Source organism: Pseudothermotoga sp. (assembly GCA_025060105.1).
Taxonomy (GTDB): Bacteria; Thermotogota; Thermotogae; order Thermotogales; family DSM-5069; genus Pseudothermotoga_A.
The window spans coordinates 58,681-78,010 of the sequence record JANXCS010000008.1; the positions used below are offsets into that span (position 1 = coordinate 58,681).

The window sequence follows — 19,330 nt, forward strand, 5'->3', positions numbered from 1 at the left end:
CTACCTTCTTTCCAAAACGAATCTCAATTCATACTCAGTTTTCCAAATGTCCTCACAAACTATAACCACATTCACTCTAGAAGGAAGCTGTCCCAGCTCGGGAAACTTATTCAACTTAACAATTCTACTCCCTTTGTCTGGATAGAGCTTGTAGTAAGCGGCATATCTGTACCCATCCGAGATTGAATCTTCAGTGTAGACTGCCCACACGTTGTTGAACTCGTTTGCATGTATCTCACTGAAATTGATATGATACACTAAACTGTTGTTCAAATACAATTTCAAAGATTTCATACCGATGTTGTTCCTACCTATGATTGTCACTGCATCCAAAGCGATCTTTGGCCAATCACCTCGAAATTTGTATACTTTTCCCTCAGTGTAAGTTTGCTTCTCACCGTCTATGATCAACCCTCTCACGGTGAATCTAGCATCTGAAGGTTTTGGAACGAGTAGAAAATCAGTGGGATCGTAATGTAAAGTTTCATCCGCGTTTCTCACCTCGAAATGGCAGTGTGGCTGAGCGGCTTCCCCAGTTTGGCCAGAATAACCCACTGTTTCCTTCGCCTTGAACCAAACAGTTCTTTCGGGAAACTCTACCACGATCCTTCTTCTTCCGAACTCGCTCACGACACTGTTCACGATACCCCTGATCTTCTCGGAAAAATCACTGAGGTGGGCGTACAAGGTCCTCATACCATTTTCATGTTGGAGAACAACTACGTTACCGTATATGTCATCTTCATCTATTTCCACCCGCACGAGCCATCCATCTGCTGCAGCGAGTATTGGGACACCCGCGCGCATCTGCGTTGAAAAGTCGGCGCCCATGTGAAAATGTGGACCTCTGTTTCCAGTACCTCTGAATTCACCGAAACTGGAGGTTATCAAAAGTTGGCCATCCACAGGTGGTACGAACGTGGCTAGCACGAACACCGGTAAGATTATCAGAACCATCAGCACTGACCTTCGCACTCAACCATCCCTCCATCGAAAAGTGTTGCGAGTTTTTTCAGTACACTCTCACGAGCTTTTATTCTAACAACAACTCCGCCAGGAGTGTAAACACTTTCTTCAATTGTTATCTTTTCGCGGTACTTTTCTAACAGGTGTAAACGATCCAGTTTCACGAGAAGCTCCATTTCAATCTCTTCCCTTTCTAAGATTCGACAAACTTCTTTGAGGAGCACGTCTAATCCTTGACGCTTGAGGGCACTTATAAAAATTGCGCTTGGATAATCATCCAAAAGCCGCTGAAGATCTTCCTCACTGAGCAAATCAATCTTGTTGAAAACCAGCAACCGTTGAATTTGGTAAGCGTTTAGTTCGTTCAAGACTTCTTCAGCCACCTTTATTTTCTCTGAGAATTCTCTGTCCGAAGCATCCACAAGTAATATCACAAGATTTGAAAAGACGATTTCCTCTAGCGTTGATTTGAAAGCTTCCACGATGGAGTGTGGCACTTTCCTTATGAAACCAACAGTATCTTTGAACAATACGATTCGTCCGTTCGGTAATTTCACCCGCCTCACCACTGGCGCTAAAGTGCTGAAGAGCCTAGGACTCGCGGTGATCGAAGGATCAGCCGACAGAGCAGCCAACAAGCAAGATTTCCCAGCGTTGGTATAACCAACTATCGACACAGTTGCAAGTTCGTTGTCTAATCTGAGCTTCCGTTGCTGCTCCCTGTTCTTTCTGATTTCATCCAATTGTTTTTTCAACGCACTTATCCTTTCGCGTATCTCCCTTCTTTTCTCTTCGAGCTTTGGTTCACCTGGTCCCCTCGTTCCGATGCCACCACCCAGTCTCGACAAACTCTTACCTTCTCCAACCAATCTAGGCAGTTCGTACTGAAGCTGGGCGAGCTCAACTTGAAGTTTTCCTTCCTTCGTGGTGGCATGGCGTGCAAAAACGTCCAGAATGATCTGCGTTCTATCCCTTACAGGAACTTTGAGAATTTTCTCCAAGTTTTTGACTTGGAGTGGGGTGAGTTCACTGTCAACCACGACGTAATCGATCTTCATTCGCTCGACTTTCTCGACGAGGGATTCTACTTTGCCTCGGCCAAGATAAAAGCGCGAGTCAGGGAACTCGCGCTTCTGCTTTACAATTTCCTCAACCTTCACTCCCAGGTTGGACAGAAGATCGATCAATTCTTCACAAGACGGGCTATCGCTATCTATTGTGAGCATCAAAACTCTCTTAAAATCTGTAGTTTCACTCGTCCGCACCATCAGACTGTCCTTGCTGGGCTTCCTCCTTCTCCTTCTGCTCCGTCTTCACGAGCTTAACAAAAGACGTTGGCATAATCGTACTTATGGCGTGTTTGTAAATGAGACTCTGTTGATTTTCATTTTCAAGAAGAATGGTGTAACTGTCGAAGGAACGAATAATGCCCTTGGTTTGAAACCCATTGACCAAGTAGACTTTTACCTCGACTTTATTCGTGCGCAGAGTGTTCAAAAATCTGTCTTGAAGGTTGAACTTTTCAGCCATCCTCTAGACCCCCCAACATCATCGTAGATTTTTATATACGCATTCTCTCGCTAAAGAAACGAGTTTCTCAACTATTCCCTCATTGTTTGCATCTAGCCAGATCGCATCTTTGTACCTTCTGAACCATATGAGTTGTCTTCGGGCAAAATGGCGAGTGTTGAGCTTGATTTTTTCCACCATTCGTTCAAAGGTCTCGGTTCCTTCGAGATACTCGATGACCTCTCGATAACCAATTGTTTTCAAAGCGTTCAAATCTTTTGAGTACCCTCTGTCGAGCAAAGCTTTAACTTCCTCGATCAGCCCGTTTTTCATCATTTTTTCTACTCTCATGTTGATTCTATCATAAAGTTCTTGTCGATCTCTCGTCAGAACAACGATCACGAATTTCCCTGCAGGCTGAGCGCTCTTCCAAAGCTCCGAGATGGTCTTCCCAGTTTTGAGCCAAACTTCAAGAGCTCTCACGGTCCTTTTCAGATCATTGATGTGTATTTTCCTTGCCACTTCAGGGTCTATCTTTTCAAGCCATCTTCTGAGTGAACCAGGTTGTTGGTTTTCTTTGAGCATCAACTGTTGTCTCAACTTTTCATCGCGAGGTACTCCATCGAATATACCCCTCACCAATGCGTCCACATAAAGCCCTGTACCTCCAACCAACAGGGGTATTTTCCCCTTTTGCTTGACCCTCTCAACAGCTTGCAAAGCATCGTTTCTGAAGTTATAAACGCTGTAGTACTCATCCGGATAGATCAGATCGATCAAATGGTGAAATACCACTTCTCTCTCATGAAGTGTCGGTTTGGCTGTCCCTATATCCATGAGCTTGTATATCTGCCTCGAGTCAACTGAAACGATCTCTGCACCGATACGGAGAGCGACTTCTATAGCGATGGCAGTTTTTCCAACACCAGTTGGGCCAGTCAGTATCATCATTTCTTATTGATCACTCCATACAAAACTTGACTCTTCTTACTACCAGTTATCATGTCCACTTTGATTCTCTCAAACATAGAATCTTTTGCGTGTGCTTTCAAAACAACTTTTTTTCGAGCAACTCGGATCATCTCCCTAACGTCCGCGCCTGTCACAGTAGCATAGACAGCGAAAGGTCTCAATGGGTTCATAGAAGAAGATTCGTACACAGGATTCTCGAACATTGGATCACAGTAAACGATATCGAAGAATCCGTCGGGACAGCTCGAAAGGTAGGTTCTGAAATCACAGTTTAAAAGTTCTATTTTTGACATAGCGATATTTATCCATTCTTCTTTATCTCTGTAAGTTTTCAAACCCTCTCTCACAACTATGTATATGGGCACCGAAGCCTCTAAACCCAAAATTCTACCTTCACGAAGAAAGCCAGCCATGAGTATTGCCTCGGCTCCAAGTCCAAAGGTTGTATCCAAGATGAGTTCATCACCCTTCAAACCGAGACACTCTATGAGGTGATCTTTCAATCCTTTTTTTATGTTCCTCATCCTCACCTTTGCGGTGGATGGATGAAAGAACAGCGAACCATTTTTATATTTCACAACGATTCTGTCAGACTCAACAACGTAGCAGTAATCATCTCCAACGAAGCTCAGGAGGTTTGAATGATTTTTGCGCGAGAGGTATGGTAATCCCAGTTCTTCTGCTAATCTTCTAGCTTTCAAAACTTGTTCTTTTGCTGGCTTATGAGATGTTGTGACGAAGATCATCGCGGTTTGTTCTCCTTCAACACGTTGACTTCCTTCGCCAATTCTTCGACCTGCTTTAATAGACTGTCTCTTCTTTCCACAAGTTCAGCATTCTTCTTCGTTTCAACGACAAGATGCAGGCAAAATCCAGCCCACAGGAACATTATGACAAAAAAAGTTACAATCATCACCTTTCCTATGAAATTATCGCGACGTCTTTTTAAGTGTTTCATACACCATTCCTCATTTCAAGCCTGTACGAGCGATACCCTGAACAAAATATCGTTGTGTGAGCAAGAACAAAATCAATATGGGAAGAATCGAGAAAGTTGCCGCGGCCATGAGTAAATTGTAAACTGTGCCCACATCCGTACTGAAAGTTTGCAGCCCCACAGGCAGTGTTCTGAACTTATCTTTGTTCGTCACAATGAGCACCCACAGAAAAGCGTTCCAACTTCCCACAAATTTCAAAAGTGCTGCGGTCACTATCGCCGGTTTCGAAAGAGGCACCACGATTGTCCAAAGAAACTTCCAATGAGAACAACCATCTATCTTTGCCGCGTCCTGAAGCTCCTTTGGTAGGACCAAAAAGTGTTGTCTCAGCAGAAAGATTGCGAAAACACTGACAATCCAAGGAATTATGAGAGCATAGTACGTATCGATCCAACCTAACTTTGAAATTGTGATGAAATTGGGCACCAGTAATACTTCTCCTGGTATCATCATTGTGCTCAGAAAAACTGCAAAGACGATATTCTTTCCTGGAAAATTCATCAAAGCGAAAGCGTAAGCAGCCATCGCGCAGAGAACGATCTCCGCGAGTGTCGTCACCGTCGAAACGAAAACAGTGTTGAAGTAATAGATTCCAAAAGGTGCGCTTTTCCAAGCTGAAACGTAGTTGTGAAAAACGTTCCCAAGCATTTCTTTGAAAGTATAATCGACGCGCACAATGTAACGCTCATCTTCTAAGTACACAGGATGAACGTCTTTCAGGACAAGTTCGATCGTTTGGTTGCGTTTCAATCTTACTTCTTCCACAAAATCTGGAGCGCTAATAAGCTCCATCAAACTTTGAGTTCTAGAAAGAGCAGCCCTCAATTGACTTATTGTCTCTATCTCTTCACAAACATCCTGAAACGCCTTGAAAAATTCCTGCTCATTCAATCCAAAAGCCAACTGTTCCAACTTGCTCAAGGTAACCTTCGAGGCTACAGAGTCATCCTGTTGCAACCACTGCTTCAATTGCGAAAAGTCTTCAAACATTCGAAAGTTCAACGCTTTAGGTTTCAAAAGATTCAAGAACTGTGAAGCACTCTGTTTCAACTGTTGCGTATAGATCCTAACGTTTTCAACGCCGAGCGATTCCAATTTGGAATAAAATCTTTCATCGATCCTCTTCTCAACTCTCTCCACGAGACCTTCAAGCGGGCCTTTCAATTCCTCAGCCACAGCGATTTCCAAATCTCTCCGAATGTTCATTCGTTGCATCATAGATGAAAACACGTTTTTTCTCGCTCTTTCACTCATGAACTTGAATTTCACTTCAGATGATTCGACAGCTTCTCGTTGTACAGACTGGAAGAAATTGTGTACAAAAAGGTAGGTTCCGATTCTGTCAATAACTGTTTCTATCGGATCTATGACTCTTTGCTCGTACAGTCGGATCACGGGATTATTCCTAACAGATTCACTCAAAGCATTCGCCGAAAGTTGTTCGAGTGAATTTTTCAACAACTTCAAGAGAACCTCTAACTCAGTGAGGTCCAAAATCGCTTTCTTACCTTTTCTGAACATCGTTACGGAGGAAACAATCTCGGCACAAATTTTCTTGGCTGACTCAACGAAGTTCAGAAACTGAGATCTGTATTCCTCTGGAATCCTGGTGACATATCGTGACAAAATTTCGATCTGTTCAACAGCAGTGTTGATCGTTTTCTCGACAAGATCGATGTAATTTCGCCGATCAAGATAAGCATCTTTTCCATGCAAATACAAAGCAAAAAATTTGCTGAAAAATTCTTCTGCGTCGATGCTCTCATCCAAAAGTTGCAGTACTTCTTTTTGCTTGGTTGTTTCTCTCAGTTTATTCGCAAATTCTCCGAAAACATCACTGTCAAGTTTTCCACGGAAGAATTTCGCATCGGGTGGGAAAGAGACAGTTACGGTACCTCTGTGAACAGGATCGTCGTCTATTTGAATCCGTAGCACATTTTGTTCGAGCTCTTGTTGCAGAAGCACGAGCGCTTCTCTCAATGTCAACCCTTTCCAGTCTAAGCCACCCATGGAAACTCGAGAAACGTTGTTCTTCACATACCAAGTTCTAGAAAAATTCTTACTGGTCCAGATGGGAGGCCACCTCTCTACTTCGCTTCGCGTTTTAAAAGAGGTGGATACCATCCATGCGAAAGGCATGATCATAACAATTGCCCCTACAGAGAGCAAAAAATATATCACAAAACTCTTAAATAAGCGCCGCACTTTCTTCACCTCATGACACGTACTCCACAACGTTTCTACCCACACGGAATTGAATCAATGTGAAAATCAAAATTATAGCGAACAATACGTATGCAGCAGCACACGCAATACCCATTCTCTGTTGCACATAGAATCTATCGAAAACATAGTAAACCATTGTTAGACCACTGTTGTTGTATGGTCCTGGTAAACCACTGTAAAGAACATAAACCTCTGTAAAAACTTTGAACGCATTTATCAATGAAACGATGAGCAAAAAGAACGTTGTGGGACTGAGAAGTGGCCAAGTTATATGGAGAAATTTTTGCCAGCTGCTGGCGCCATCAACCTCGGCTGCTTCGTAGTAGGATCGATCTATGCTCTGTAATCCTGCAAGGAAGATCACCGCATCGTAACCCACAGTCCTCCATATGGACACTATCGCTACAGTGGGTATCGTCCAGCGTTCATCTTTCAGCCAAGCTATCTTTTGAATGTTGAAGAACGACAAAAAGTAGTTCAAAAGACCGTAAGCATCATCAAAGATCCATCTCCAAACGAGTGAAATGGCAACTATGGATGTCACGAACGGCACAAAGTACGCGGTTCTGAAGAATGCTCGAAGTTTTATGTTTGTGTTCAACAACAACGCGATCGCCAAAGCTAAAGCGATCGTGATGGGAACACTGAGGACAACATAATAAAGTGTATTGAACATCGCTTTGATGAACAAATTTCGGTCACGACCTTCCAGCAAAAAATTCACAATCGTGTAGAAACGAGCATCAAACGCGAGCATCAACGTTGTCGAACCAATCGCTGCTGCAACTAGCCCATACAAATGTTTAGAAATATACTGGTGAAACTTTGAAACAGTGATCACTAACAACAGTATCGAGATGCCAACTGCAATTATGCGAACCAGTTGGAAATTCAAAAAATACGCAATAGAAGTTGTGAAAAGCAACAACCAGGGCAAAATGTTCCTCCTAAAGATGCTGTACAATGCGATCACGAAGCAAGTGGACATAGCAACCAAAAAAACCGTCCAGAGTAAAGCTTCAAGAAAGCTGTGACTCATTGGTGGAAAGAATCTGAAAATCTCTCTATAGTTTTCAAATCCAGCAAAGACTGGATTCCTCATGTTTTTGAAATCCCATCTGAAAAAGCTCAGAACGAACGAGAAAGCAACGGGCCAGAACACGAACGTGCCTAAGATCAAGAATGAGGGTATTAGAAACAAATAAGCTAGTATTGCTTCTCGAACTTTACCCTTCACTGAGCCCACCTTCACAGTATGTACGAGCTCAAATCTTCATCGGCAGCTATGGCTCCGATCTTTTCCCTCACGTACTTCGCATCGACGAGGATTTTCTTTTCTGAAACCTCCGGAGCCTCGAAGGCGACGTCTTCGAGAACCTTCTCCACCACGGTGTACAACCTTCTGGCTCCTATATTTTCAAGTCTTTGGTTGAGATCGTAAGCGATCTTGGCTATCTCTTCTACACCATCTTGGGTGAAGATTAATTCCACACCTTCGGTCGCTAAGAGCGCTTGATATTGCTTTGTAATTGCATTTTCAGGCTCTGTGAGGATCCTAACGAAGTCCTTCTGCGTTAACGGTGAGAGTTCCACTCTTATTGGGAATCTACCCTGCAACTCTGGTATGAGGTCTGAAGGTTTGCTCATGTGGAATGCACCAGAACCTATGAAAAGTATGTAATCTGTTCTGACAGGTCCATATTTCGTCATTATCGTGGTACCTTCGACGATTGGAAGCAAATCTCTTTGAACACCCTGTCTTGAAACGTCAGGACCGACACCAGACGACTTGATGGCTATCTTGTCAAGTTCGTCTATGAAGATGATACCTCTGTTTTGAGCTCTATCGAGCGCTTCTTGAACAGCTTTGTCCATGTCTATGAGTTTCTCTGCTTCGATGGGCAGCAAAACTTTACGAGCCTCAGCAACTGTGAGCCTTTTTCTCTGTTTCGTCTTCGGCAGCAGATTTCCAAGCATGTTACTTAAATCTATACCGAGATCCTCAAGCTCTGCAGAACCTACGATGCCCATAAAAGGAGTGGCCTCTTTTTCCACCTCAACCTCAATCAATTCATTCTCGAGCTCACCACTCCTCAGTTTCTGTCTCATCTCTTCACGCCTTTGTCTGATCAACTTTCTTTCTTCCAAACTCTGCTGAGGTTGCTGTTGTATACCGAAAAGTCCCATGAGACCCACCGATTGAGGTTTTTTACTGTCTGGAACGAGAGCATCCAAGATCCTCTCTTCCACCATCATTTCGGCTTTCTCTTTGACTTGTTCCATCATCTCTTTCTTGACCATGTTAACACTTATCTCCACCAAATCGCGTATCATTGATTCAACGTTTTTACCAACATAACCTATTTCTGTGAATCTTGTTGCTTCAACCTTCAGAAATGGTGAACCCGAAAGCTGTGCCAGCCTCCTCGCTATCTCTGTCTTTCCAACCCCAGTCGGACCAATCATGAGTATGTTCTTCGGGAGCACCTCTTTTTGCCATTTCTCAGGCAACTTCTGCCTCCTTATGCGATTCCTTATGGCTATAGCGACAGCGCGCTTGGCTTGATATTGACCAACTATGTACTTATCGAGTTCTGCGACGATCTGCTTCGGTGTGAGTTCATCAAAATTCACCACTCTGCCTCACTCCTCTACGAATTTATAATTCCTCGATCGTGATATTACTGTTGGTGAATATGCATATCTCACTTGCGATTTGCATTGATTTTTCCGCTATAGTTCTAGCATCAAGGTCTGTGTTCCTGATGAGTGCTCTAGCAGCAGCAAGTGCATATGGTGCTCCAGAGCCTATAGCTGCAACGTTGTCGTCCGGTTGAACGACTTCTCCCGTACCAGATATTATAAGCACATTGTTCCGGTCAGCCACTAACAGCAACGCTTCCAAGCGTCTCAGAATACGATCTGTGCGCCAATCCTTAGCTAACTCTACGGCTGCTTTCAACAAATTTCCTCCCCATTCCCTCAACTTTGCTTCAAAACGGTCGAACAAAGCCATCGCATCAGCAACTGAACCTGCAAAACCCGCCAAGACCTGACCATCCGCGATCTTCCTTATTTTCCTTGCCCCGTGCTTTAGCACTGTGTTACCGTAGGTCACCTGCCCGTCACCGGCCATCACCGTTCTTCCGTTCCTGGAAACGACGAGAACCGTTGTCGATCTCCATTTCATTGACTCACCTCCTCCAACGTTTCATAGATAGCGATGAATCGTGAATATCTCTCCCACAACCAAATCCGCTCTGGTACATTGTTCGCAACCTGTGAGATCTGTTGAAGAATTTGGTTGATCTTGTTCTGATCTTTGACCAGATTGGAGAGAATTTTCTGTAACTGCGATAGCATGGTGTTTGGTAAATTGGCAACCAAACTGTAGGCAACATTGAAATTACCCCTTTGGAAGGCTGATATCTCACTCTTGATGGCTTGCTTCCAATCGGCTTGCTTAAGCTGAGTTTCTATCTGAGCTGAGAATCCTTCAATTATCGCTTGTACCGTATTTATCCGAACACTTGGGACGGCTTCTTTTATGAGAGAATCGGCCACCGATTTCGAAATTTCCTTCAAATAAGAATCTATTTCACTCTTGAGTTCTATCTCACCCAACTCTTTCATTATGAGTTCTCTGCTGGTTTTGTACCTTTCTAACATGAACTTCAGAATCTCGCTCGCCGTTTGTGGATCTTTGCTTTGTAATTTTTGTGCCGCGGCGAGTAATATTGGAGCAACACCATCTGGAATTGCCCACACTCCCTTCGCTGCCATCGCTTCGCAAGCCCACACTTCTTTTGAAGCCAATCGCTTTAGGAATTCTAATGTATGTTCACTATCTAACGGTTCGAAGATCGTCATCATAACCGCTAGAGATCTGTAGATATCTTCACCTTGAGCGGCACGTGTCGTGCTTATATTTTTCCACTCAGGATATCTATTCCATGAACCAGGTAATCGATAAACGGTCGCCTCCGCCCAATGAATGAACTCGGAACGGTACTTTGCGAAGAGTTCATCCAAGTATGCTAAGCCAACCTTCACAGTTTCATCCTGTGAAAAAGGCACCAGCTGTTGTTTCAATTGTTTAACTGAGGAAGAAAGCATCGCGTACCTGGAAGCGAGAGCTTTGTAAGTGTTCCTCTCGTTGAAACTCAAAAGTGATGTTTTAAACAACGCGCAGGAATCAAGTAGTGCTTGCATGTTTGCCAGCACGTTTTCATCCAGTAAGGCTCTTAAATCGATGAAATAAGCTAGATCTGAGCTTCTGTACTGCGGTGCGATGATCTTTTGATAGTCATCGAAATTTTGCTTCAGCACCAATGCGTTTCCTTCACGCAAAGCGTTCGTCAGAGAAACGATCCTATCATCTTTAAGACAGAGGGAAGCTAGGTAAAAGTAGGATTTACCGTAAGTGTGATTCACACGGACAGACCTCAGGAGATTCTCCACAGCGAGTTTGTAATGCTGTTGTTGAAGTTGCTCGATGTTTCTCAATCCACTTCTGATTTTTTCTAGATCACTCATGAGGCTGGTTCTTATCGAAGCTATCTGGTTTATCCTTCTTTTCTCGACCTCGATTGGGTCGAGATTGTCAACTTTGAAGTTTTCCCGCCTCAGACTAACAAACGGTCCAGATAGATCCTCCAGTTCTTTCAGTCTGTTCGTGACGTCACTCTCGAGTTGTTTCAACTTGTTCTTCTCACCGTCCAACACCGCGAGGAAATTGTAAGAGTTACTTCCGTTTTTGAAATAAACTTCGGAGATGAAGTAATTCCATTTCAAATACGCTGTAGATACAGCAGTGAACAGAACGGCGACCAAAAGTATGGCGAGTTTAAAACCACTTAACTTCACCTTCCAAATGAGAAACCCATCCTCAATCGAGTTGAAATAGACGCCAGTCGCGACCGAAGCATAGAAGATGGCAAGAAGTCCATTGGGTAAAAGATGGGCAGGAAAGCTGAAAACGCTTTGAATCATGAAACCCACAAATCCCATGCTCATAGCCAAGAACAAGAGAAAATCATCTTTTTTCCGCAACTTCTTAAAACGGTTCAACGCGTACAGAGCCAGCAAAATAGACAATGCAATGATGACACCCAATCCCAATATCCCAGTCTCACCCAGAACTTGAAAATAATCGTTGTGAGTTCTTTTGAAGTTGTTCCATACGTACACAAAGCGTGGATGTTTTTCCATAGCCCTGGCAAGACCTTCTATAGCGTAGATCTGGTAGGTACCTATTCCTGTGCCTATCAATTTGCTCATCTTCCATTGTTCAACTGCAGAAAGCCAAGCGAGGATTCTTTCTTCAGCGTTGGAAGCGAACACCTCTGGAGCGAATCTTTCAACTATCGAAACGGTACCTTTTACCGTCAAAGGATTGTCTGTATTGTAAACGACCAACACGATCGCGGACAAAACCGCAAGCGAAATGATGACAATCTTGTTGAAACGCTTGAGTTGCTCGGCTAACTGATTGTTCTCTTGCTCTTTTCTCTTCCAGTAAATCGCATAAAACAAGATGAAAATAAAAATCATGGTGATGAGTGCGATGTATTCAGAGCGTGTCTGACCTATGGCCGTTACGACCAATGCGAGAAGAAAGTAAACAGTTGAGAAGATCTTGGTCAGAATGTAATCTTTTTTCTTCGCATTCTCCCAGCCATAATCGTTCGAAACCACGAAGTAAAGGCTCACAGGTAAAAGCATGACGAGATAGTTGGTCACGAATATAACGTTGCCAACGCTCGATTTTATGGTCGTCCTATCGAACGGATTACCGATCACACCGAAGAACATACTCGTTCCCGTGTAGAAATTGATCAAACCGTCCATGGCTATGACCATGCCTGCGGCAAGAAAAGTGAGGAGTAACCTCGTAATAGAACCTTTCTTGATGATTCTGTTTGAAAAGTAAAAAGCCATGAACGCTGTCAGCAAAATGTATAAAGCATCCATGATGGAGTATTTGAAGTAATACCTGTTAACCCGAAAAACGTAGATTGTTGATAACAAAGCGATCAATGAGAATACGAACCAGAGAAGACCCGTGAAAGGTGCGTAGAATTCTAGCTCAAATTTGTTCTTTTTTGACCACTGGAGCAGGAGCACAACGATCAAAAGTAATGTGAAAGCTGTTATCGCAGCATATTTAGGCACACTGAATTCATAGGTTATACTCCTGTTCGCAAGCAACGCAACGACAATTATACCTACGTGCAACAGTGCTTCTTCGAATCTTTTCACCGTCTTCCTCCTTTCACTTGACCAGATACTTTGCTAGATAATCTATTAGGGGTGAAACCAGCAACGCAGGCAATAAGTTTCCCACCTTTATATCCCTCAACTCGAGAAGCCTCACCCCTATGGCCAGTACTATCAGGCCTCCGACACCAGTGAAGTTAGCCAAATATGTGCTGTTCGTCAGAAAAGAAAGCTGTGATGCGAGCAAAACCATACCACCTTGAACAACAAGAACCACAACGCTTGTCAACAGAACTCCGATACCATAAAGGGACGCCAACACGATCGACGAGATGAGGTCCAACACAGATTTAACATATATCAAAGTACCGTCGTTCAACAAACCAGCCCTGATCGAACCCACTATGGTCATTGGACCCACCAAAAAGAGGATGGTTGCGGTAACAAAACCTTTCGCAAATTTAACTGAATCTTTAGAGAATTTGCCAATTTTCGAGAGTTTTTCTTCAATGTCGATCGATTCTCCCACGATCGCACCGAACCCAAGGGCGAGCAAAACTACGATGAAGTTCGACGTATCTAGCGTCATCTTCACTCCAACTCCGATCGTCGTCAAGCCAACCGCTTGAAACAGCACTTTTTTTAATCCATCCGGTATCGTCTTACCTAAAGCCATTCCAAAGCAAGAACCCAACGCCACGCACACCGAGTTTACAAGAACTGAAGGATGAATTTTGAGGCACCTCCTTTCGAGTTTTATTATATATCCGTTGGAGGTGAGGTGATGGTTATACTGTTCGATGTCGGAAACACACACACGGTGTTGGGTATTTCTAAGGATGGGAGCAATTTTCAAAAATGGAGATTCTCTACACAGAGATTTGGAACAGAAGATGAACTCTTCGCCATCACGTCAGTTCTGTTCGAGCGACAGATTGGTGGTTTGCCACAGTTCGAAGGTGCAGTCATAGCATCGGTGGTTCCTTCACTGAACTACGTTTTTCAAAGGTTCATTGAAAAATACTTCGGCTTGCGGTGCGTATGGGTAGAGGCTTGTAATGGGGCGAAGATCAAATGGAACGTGAAGAACCCTTCGGAAATAGGTGCAGATCGTGTAGCTAATGTTTTTGCCGTTGCTTTTGATCACCCAGACTCAATCGTCATAGACGCTGGAACGGCGATCACCATAGACGTGATTAAAGATGGGAACTATGAAGGTGGGGTCATCATGCCGGGTTTGATGACGGCAGCTCACAGTTTGTTCGAAAAGACCGCCAAACTTCCACAAGTGGACCTCTATGTACCTTCAAACTGTGTTGGAAAAGACACAGCCGAAAACATTCGGATTGGTGTGGTGAAAGGTACAGCGTGGGCTTTGAACGGTCTGGTCAAAGAGATAAAATCTTTTTACGATAAACATCCTGTGGTTTTCCTCACGGGAGGTCAAAGTAAAGTTTTAGACAAACTCGTTAAACACGATTTTTTTGAACCAGATTTAACTTTGAAGGGGATGTTCAGATTCTGGCGAGAAACAGAACGATCGTTTTGATCAATCCATGGATCTGTGATTTTGCTGCTTACGACTTTTGGTTGAAACCTGTCGGGTTGTTGTACGTAGGTTCCGTACTGCTCCACTACGGCTTTGATGTCGTGCTGATCGATCTTTTGAACAGACACGATCCAGAGTTGAGCCTGTTCTTGAAATTGAAACCTGACAAACAATACGGCACAGGAAAGTTCTATTCTGTTGAAATTCCCAAGCCATCTCAACTGTCGTTCGTGCCGAGGAAATACAAACGTTACGGTGCCCCGAAAGAATTCTTCATCCACAAACTTCAAAAGATCAAGGAACCTGCAGCGTTCTTTGTTACATCATCGATGACTTATTGGTGGCCTGGTGTTCAGCAAACGATACAGCTGCTCAAAGAAATGTTTCCCAGAGTACCGGTGATACTCGGGGGTTTATACGCACGCATCTATCCCGAACACGCAAGTAAATACAGTGGGGCGGACATCATCTTTAGCCATGATCTTTCGAAATTAAATGAGTTGCTGTCGTTCCTTTTTGACGAAGATTTCAACGATGATCTACACGATTGGTTCGAAAGATTCGATCCAGCTTACGGTTTGTACCAGAGAGTTGGCTATTTAGTGTTTTTCACTTCACTGGGTTGTGTGTACAATTGTAGCTATTGCCTGACGCCAGCGCTCTACGGAAAGTGGACTCGAAGAACACCAGAAAAAATCGTCGAGATGGTTCGTAAGTATGTGAACATGTTCGGTGTGAAGGATGTGGTGTTCTTCGACGACGCGATATTGATAGACAAAGAAAACCATTTCAAACCATTACTCCACCGATTGATAGAAGCGAAGCTCGACGTTAGGTATCATCTTCCCAACGGAATTCATGCAAGGCTCATCGATGAAGAACTCGCTTTTCTCATGAAAAAAGCAAATTTTGTGACAATAAAACTGGGTTACGAAACATCCGGTCCGTTACAACTGAAAACGGGTGGAAAAGTGTACGATGAAGAAATTCTTAAAGCAGCACGATTACTCCTTTCTGTTGGTTTCACATCGAAAGAAGTGCAAGCTTACGTCATGGTGAACATGCCCGGACAGAGTGAACACGATGTGATCAACGCCATTGAAACTTGCAAAAAAGCTGGTATCTCGATCTCTCTGAATGAATATACCCCCATACCCGGAACCAGAGATTGGTTCGAACTGATCCAAACCAATCGGATTCAACCAGACATCGATCCCATCATGCTCAACAACACCATATTGCCATACTGGTGGAAGGCGGGGATGCACATAACAACGGTTCAGAAGTTAAAAGATCTAGCTCATGGAAGGTCTCCTATTCTTCACTCGTGACTTTCGAAGCGATCATACCTACTCCGCTTGGATAGCCTCGCTTTTGAGCCAATTCGTTAGCTAACCTTTGGAAAACAACTATACACGGTATTGGAGCGATCTCTTCGCTCAAACCTGCCTTTAAACTGATCTTCCTTTGAGCGTCCATCTCCACGTTCGTGATCAACCAAGTCTTGTCGAAACGACAGAGTTCTTGAAACATCTTCTCAGTTATGCGTTCGGTCTTGCCACGTAAATGAACAAGAGTCGTCATCGCTCCACTAACCAAAAGCTCCATGGCTCCATGGCGGAAACCTCCTCCACTGTACCAAGAACAGTTGTACCTTGCAACTTCGGCCAAGGTCAGCTGAGCCATCCTGAGAATCGGTACAGTGAAACCTCTACCAACCAGAATCAACTGATGACTCACGTTGGCTGTCTCAATATAGTTTTGAAGGTCCAATTGAAGCGCATATTCTAAGTGCTCATCGATACCTGCTAAATCGAGTTTTCGATCTAACCATTTTGAAAGGATCAAAAGCAGAGTCACTATGCTGTTGGTGAACGTCTTGGTAGAGCCCATCGCTCTCTCTTGGCCTGCGTGTATCAAGAAAACTGCATCCATCCCTAAAAATTTGGCAACGGAACTGTTGGGATTGTTCGTAACAAGAATGGATTTTTTCTTCAGCTTGGACCAATTCTCGAGGAACTTTTTCAGTTCCACCGTTTCGCCAGATTGTGAAACAAACACGAACAAATCATAAAAATCGAAGCATTTTTCATCCCAGTACCATAGTACTTCCGAAAGTTCTTCACATCTGCAATTCAAACCAAAATTGCTCGCATAAACAGTTGCATAGAGCCCCGCGTAGTGAGAAGCTCCCATCCCAAGTATCAGTACATTTTTAGGTTTATAGAAACTCGCTTTCGATCTGATCTCCTCTGCATGATCAAGTAACTCACGAACCACTCGGGGTTGCTCTAAGTAGTCTTGGGCAAAGATTGACATCGACATCTGACCTCCTCTGTTATTATGTACAATCATTTTATAACACATCAATTCAGAATCAGTTCAGCAAAAAGGCAAACACATTGTGTAAAATATATGCGACTCGAAGGGGTGATGTGTGTGCCGAGGTTGAGAGTCTATGAACTTGCAAAAAAATTGAACATGTCCACGAAGGAATTGCTTCAAGAGCTCGAGGAACTCGGCCTCGATGTCAAGAACCACATGAGTTATATAGACGAAGAGACCGTCAAGCTGTTGTTGGAACTCTTCGAGGAAGAGGAAGATGTTGAAAAGACGAAACCTGTTGCGAGATCAAAGAAGGAAGAAGACGTCGAGGAAGAAGTCATAGAAGAGATAGTCGTGACCCCAGAAGAACTTCAAATCAACACGCTCGCTCTCAAAATGGGTGTTCCCCTCAACAAAATTATCCAGGACATGTTCATGAAAGGAGTCGTCCTCAAACCGAACCAAAAACTCGATGAAAAAACGGCTAGAGAAATTGCAAAAATGCACGGCTACAGATTGAGAATCCAGCAAGAGATGAAGACTGAGCATGTGAGCGTTGAGGAGAGTAAATTGCAACAGATCGAGAAGTATTTTGAAGAGCTGTACACTAAACGGGCGAATGAACTTTCACCGAGACCCCCCGTTGTGACTGTGATGGGGCACGTGGACCACGGCAAAACAACTTTACTAGACAAAATCAGAAAAACACGTATTGCTGAACAGGAAGCTGGTGGCATAACCCAGTCGATAGGTGCGTATCAAATAACTCACAATGGCAGGAAGATAACCTTCATCGATACACCCGGTCATGAACTCTTCACTGAGATGCGCGCCAGAGGCGCTCAAGCAACGGACATCGTGGTTTTGGTCGTCGCGGCAGATGATGGTGTGATGCCACAAACGATAGAGGCATACAACCATGCCAAGGCTGCCAATGTTCCTGTGATCGTGGCAATAAACAAAATAGACAAGCCAAACGCGAACGTTGAGATGACGAAACAACAGCTTGTGTCGAAACTCAATTTAATACCGGAAGATTGGGGTGGCGACACGATTGTTGTACCGATATCTGCGAGAACGGGACAAGGTATAGATGATCTACTCGAAATGATTCTCCTGGTGGCAGACATGAAAGGGATCAAGTGCTATCCAAAAGGGCCGGCAAGGTGCGTTGTCATAGAATCGAAAGTTGAACGTGGTCTGGGTCCAGTTGCCAACGTGATAGTGAAAGATGGCATACTGAAAATCGGTGACTATGTCGTGTCAGGTCCCATTCACACCAAGGTACGAACGCTGATTGATGACAAAGGCAGACACATCAAAGCTGCCGAACCTTCTCAACCTGTTATGATCGTTGGCTTCGAAGAGTTGCCTGATCCGCGCTACACGATCTATGCTGTGGAAAATCTCGAAATTGCAAGGCAAATCAGTGAAGAAATTCGCAATCGTCTCGAGAAAGAAAAACGAGCCAAGCGTCGCGTGACACTCGAAGAACTTTTGAAGATGATGGAAGAGAAAGAAAAGAAAGAACTGAACCTCGTATTGAAAGCAGATACAGTTGGTTCCCTCAGTGCACTCCAGAGTGCGGTGGAATCGTTGAAATCTGAAGAAATAAAAGTCAACGTTGTGCACGCCGGTGTCGGTCCAGTGACGGAAAGCGACATCATGCTTGCCTCAACCTGTGACGGTGTTGTGATTGGTTTTAGAGTCAAGGTCGAATCGCAAGCTCGAAGGGTGGCAGAATCTGAAGGAGTACAGGTGAAAACCTACGAGATCATATACGATCTCATCGACAGTTTGAAACTTGCGATGGAAGGTATGCTCAAACCACAAATAATCGAGGAACTGGTGGGACGTGGAGAGATAAAGAAGGTCTTCGAAATAAAAAGAGTGGGGAAGGTTGCAGGAATTCAAATGTTGGAAGGAAAAGTGACTCGAGACAGCAAAGTCAAAGTCTACAGGAATGGTGTCTTGCTTTTTACAGATGAGATCGATAGTCTGAAACACTTCAAAGAAGACGTAAACCAGATAGAAGCACCGCAGGAATGTGGTATAAAGTTCAAATCTAGAACAGACTTTCAAGAGGGTGATGAACTGGAATTTTACCAGATCAAAGAAATCAAGAGAACTCTTTGATCAAGATCCTTTACCTTCTTGAAAGCTCGCCAAGCACTTTTCACAGATTCCGTGGACGATGAGATCGGTCCTCTTGATCAAACCAGGAGTTTGCAGAGAGACATTGTATGATACATCGTGCACGGTTCCACACACTTCACAAACGAAGTGACCGTGGTCTGATGTGTCCACATCGAAAATTGTGGTAGTCTCGGTGATGGGAATTTTCCTTATTTGGCCCATTTGTTCAAGTACATGTATTGTGTTGTATATCGTCGTGAAAGAAACACTACCAACTTTGCGCAAAACGTGTTCGTATATCTGCTGAGCTGTGGGATGAACTCTGTTGGTCTGCAAAAACCTTATGATCTCAACTCTTTGTGGTGTCACCTTCAAACCTTTGGACCTGAGCAGATCAGCAATTTGACTCGTTGTCATTTTACAACCTCCT

General features: G+C 43.8%; 17 protein-coding genes. 3 read left to right on the forward strand and 14 right to left on the reverse strand.

The features are described from left to right. The 12 genes from NZ875_08140 to NZ875_08195 all read right to left on the reverse strand — a co-directional run bounded on the left by NZ875_08140 (nucleotide 1) and on the right by NZ875_08195 (nucleotide 13,623). Entirely contained in the window at nucleotides 1–975 is a 975-nt protein-coding gene (locus NZ875_08140) for a M23 family metallopeptidase (protein ID MCS7175702.1), read from the reverse strand. Continuing rightward, nucleotides 957–2,234 (reverse strand): GTPase HflX, encoded by a 1,278-nt coding sequence (gene hflX, locus NZ875_08145; GenBank protein ID MCS7175703.1) that lies wholly within the window; start codon nucleotides 2,232–2,234, stop codon nucleotides 957–959. Before hflX ends, NZ875_08140 begins: the two co-directional genes overlap by 19 nt. Beyond that, nucleotides 2,218–2,496 (reverse strand): RNA chaperone Hfq, encoded by a 279-nt coding sequence (gene hfq / locus NZ875_08150; GenBank protein ID MCS7175704.1) that lies wholly within the window; start codon nucleotides 2,494–2,496, stop codon nucleotides 2,218–2,220. Before hfq ends, hflX begins: the two co-directional genes overlap by 17 nt. A gap of 18 nt (nucleotides 2,497–2,514) precedes the next feature. Continuing rightward, nucleotides 2,515–3,426 (reverse strand): tRNA (adenosine(37)-N6)-dimethylallyltransferase MiaA, encoded by a 912-nt coding sequence (gene miaA / locus NZ875_08155; GenBank protein MCS7175705.1) that lies wholly within the window; start codon nucleotides 3,424–3,426, stop codon nucleotides 2,515–2,517. Continuing rightward, nucleotides 3,423–4,193, reverse strand: coding sequence for a class I SAM-dependent methyltransferase (locus tag NZ875_08160; GenBank protein ID MCS7175706.1), 771 nt, complete (start codon nucleotides 4,191–4,193; stop codon nucleotides 3,423–3,425). Before NZ875_08160 ends, miaA begins: the two co-directional genes overlap by 4 nt. Beyond that, nucleotides 4,190–4,405 (reverse strand): hypothetical protein, encoded by a 216-nt coding sequence (locus tag NZ875_08165; GenBank protein ID MCS7175707.1) that lies wholly within the window; start codon nucleotides 4,403–4,405, stop codon nucleotides 4,190–4,192. The genes NZ875_08160 and NZ875_08165 overlap by 4 nt, the downstream gene beginning before the upstream one ends. A 10-nt stretch (nucleotides 4,406–4,415) precedes the next feature. Beyond that, entirely contained in the window at nucleotides 4,416–6,584 is a 2,169-nt protein-coding gene (locus tag NZ875_08170; GenBank protein MCS7175708.1) for a carbohydrate ABC transporter permease, read from the reverse strand. 76 nt (nucleotides 6,585–6,660) lie between these two features. Beyond that, entirely contained in the window at nucleotides 6,661–7,908 is a 1,248-nt protein-coding gene (locus NZ875_08175; protein MCS7175709.1) for a sugar ABC transporter permease, read from the reverse strand. Between the two features lie 11 nt (nucleotides 7,909–7,919). Continuing rightward, entirely contained in the window at nucleotides 7,920–9,308 is a 1,389-nt protein-coding gene (gene hslU / locus NZ875_08180; GenBank protein MCS7175710.1) for an ATP-dependent protease ATPase subunit HslU, read from the reverse strand. Nucleotides 9,309–9,330: 22 nt separating this feature from the next. Then, nucleotides 9,331–9,861 (reverse strand): ATP-dependent protease subunit HslV, encoded by a 531-nt coding sequence (hslV, locus tag NZ875_08185; protein ID MCS7175711.1) that lies wholly within the window; start codon nucleotides 9,859–9,861, stop codon nucleotides 9,331–9,333. Then, nucleotides 9,858–12,932 (reverse strand): O-antigen ligase family protein, encoded by a 3,075-nt coding sequence (locus NZ875_08190; GenBank protein MCS7175712.1) that lies wholly within the window; start codon nucleotides 12,930–12,932, stop codon nucleotides 9,858–9,860. Before NZ875_08190 ends, hslV begins: the two co-directional genes overlap by 4 nt. A 13-nt stretch (nucleotides 12,933–12,945) precedes the next feature. Next, nucleotides 12,946–13,623: a DUF554 domain-containing protein gene (locus NZ875_08195; GenBank protein MCS7175713.1), complete on the reverse strand. Its 678-nt coding sequence runs from the start codon at nucleotides 13,621–13,623 to the stop codon at nucleotides 12,946–12,948. A gap of 51 nt (nucleotides 13,624–13,674) precedes the next feature. Here NZ875_08195 and NZ875_08200 point away from each other — a divergent pair, with 51 nt between their 5' ends. Beyond that, the gene (locus tag NZ875_08200; GenBank protein ID MCS7175714.1) at nucleotides 13,675–14,439 is read left to right on the forward strand and encodes a type III pantothenate kinase; all 765 of its coding nucleotides are present in this window, start codon (nucleotides 13,675–13,677) and stop codon (nucleotides 14,437–14,439) included. Beyond that, on the forward strand, nucleotides 14,430–15,770 hold the full coding sequence (locus NZ875_08205; protein MCS7175715.1) for a radical SAM protein: 1,341 nt from the start codon (nucleotides 14,430–14,432) through the stop codon (nucleotides 15,768–15,770). The genes NZ875_08200 and NZ875_08205 overlap by 10 nt, the downstream gene beginning before the upstream one ends. Here the strand turns inward: NZ875_08205 and NZ875_08210 are convergent. Then, nucleotides 15,754–16,758 carry an SIS domain-containing protein gene (locus NZ875_08210; protein ID MCS7175716.1) on the reverse strand — a complete coding sequence of 335 codons (1,005 nt, stop codon included), beginning with the start codon at nucleotides 16,756–16,758 and terminating at the stop codon, nucleotides 15,754–15,756. The two genes, NZ875_08205 and NZ875_08210, sit on opposite strands and share 17 nt — an antisense overlap. 120 nt (nucleotides 16,759–16,878) lie before the next feature. Here NZ875_08210 and infB point away from each other — a divergent pair, with 120 nt between their 5' ends. Next, nucleotides 16,879–18,900: a translation initiation factor IF-2 gene (gene infB, locus NZ875_08215; GenBank protein ID MCS7175717.1), complete on the forward strand. Its 2,022-nt coding sequence runs from the start codon at nucleotides 16,879–16,881 to the stop codon at nucleotides 18,898–18,900. On the opposite strand, the gene NZ875_08220 is transcribed toward infB, so the two are convergent. Beyond that, entirely contained in the window at nucleotides 18,901–19,317 is a 417-nt protein-coding gene (locus tag NZ875_08220) for a transcriptional repressor (protein ID MCS7175718.1), read from the reverse strand. It abuts the gene before it with no gap. Nucleotides 19,318–19,330 lie beyond the last annotated feature (13 nt).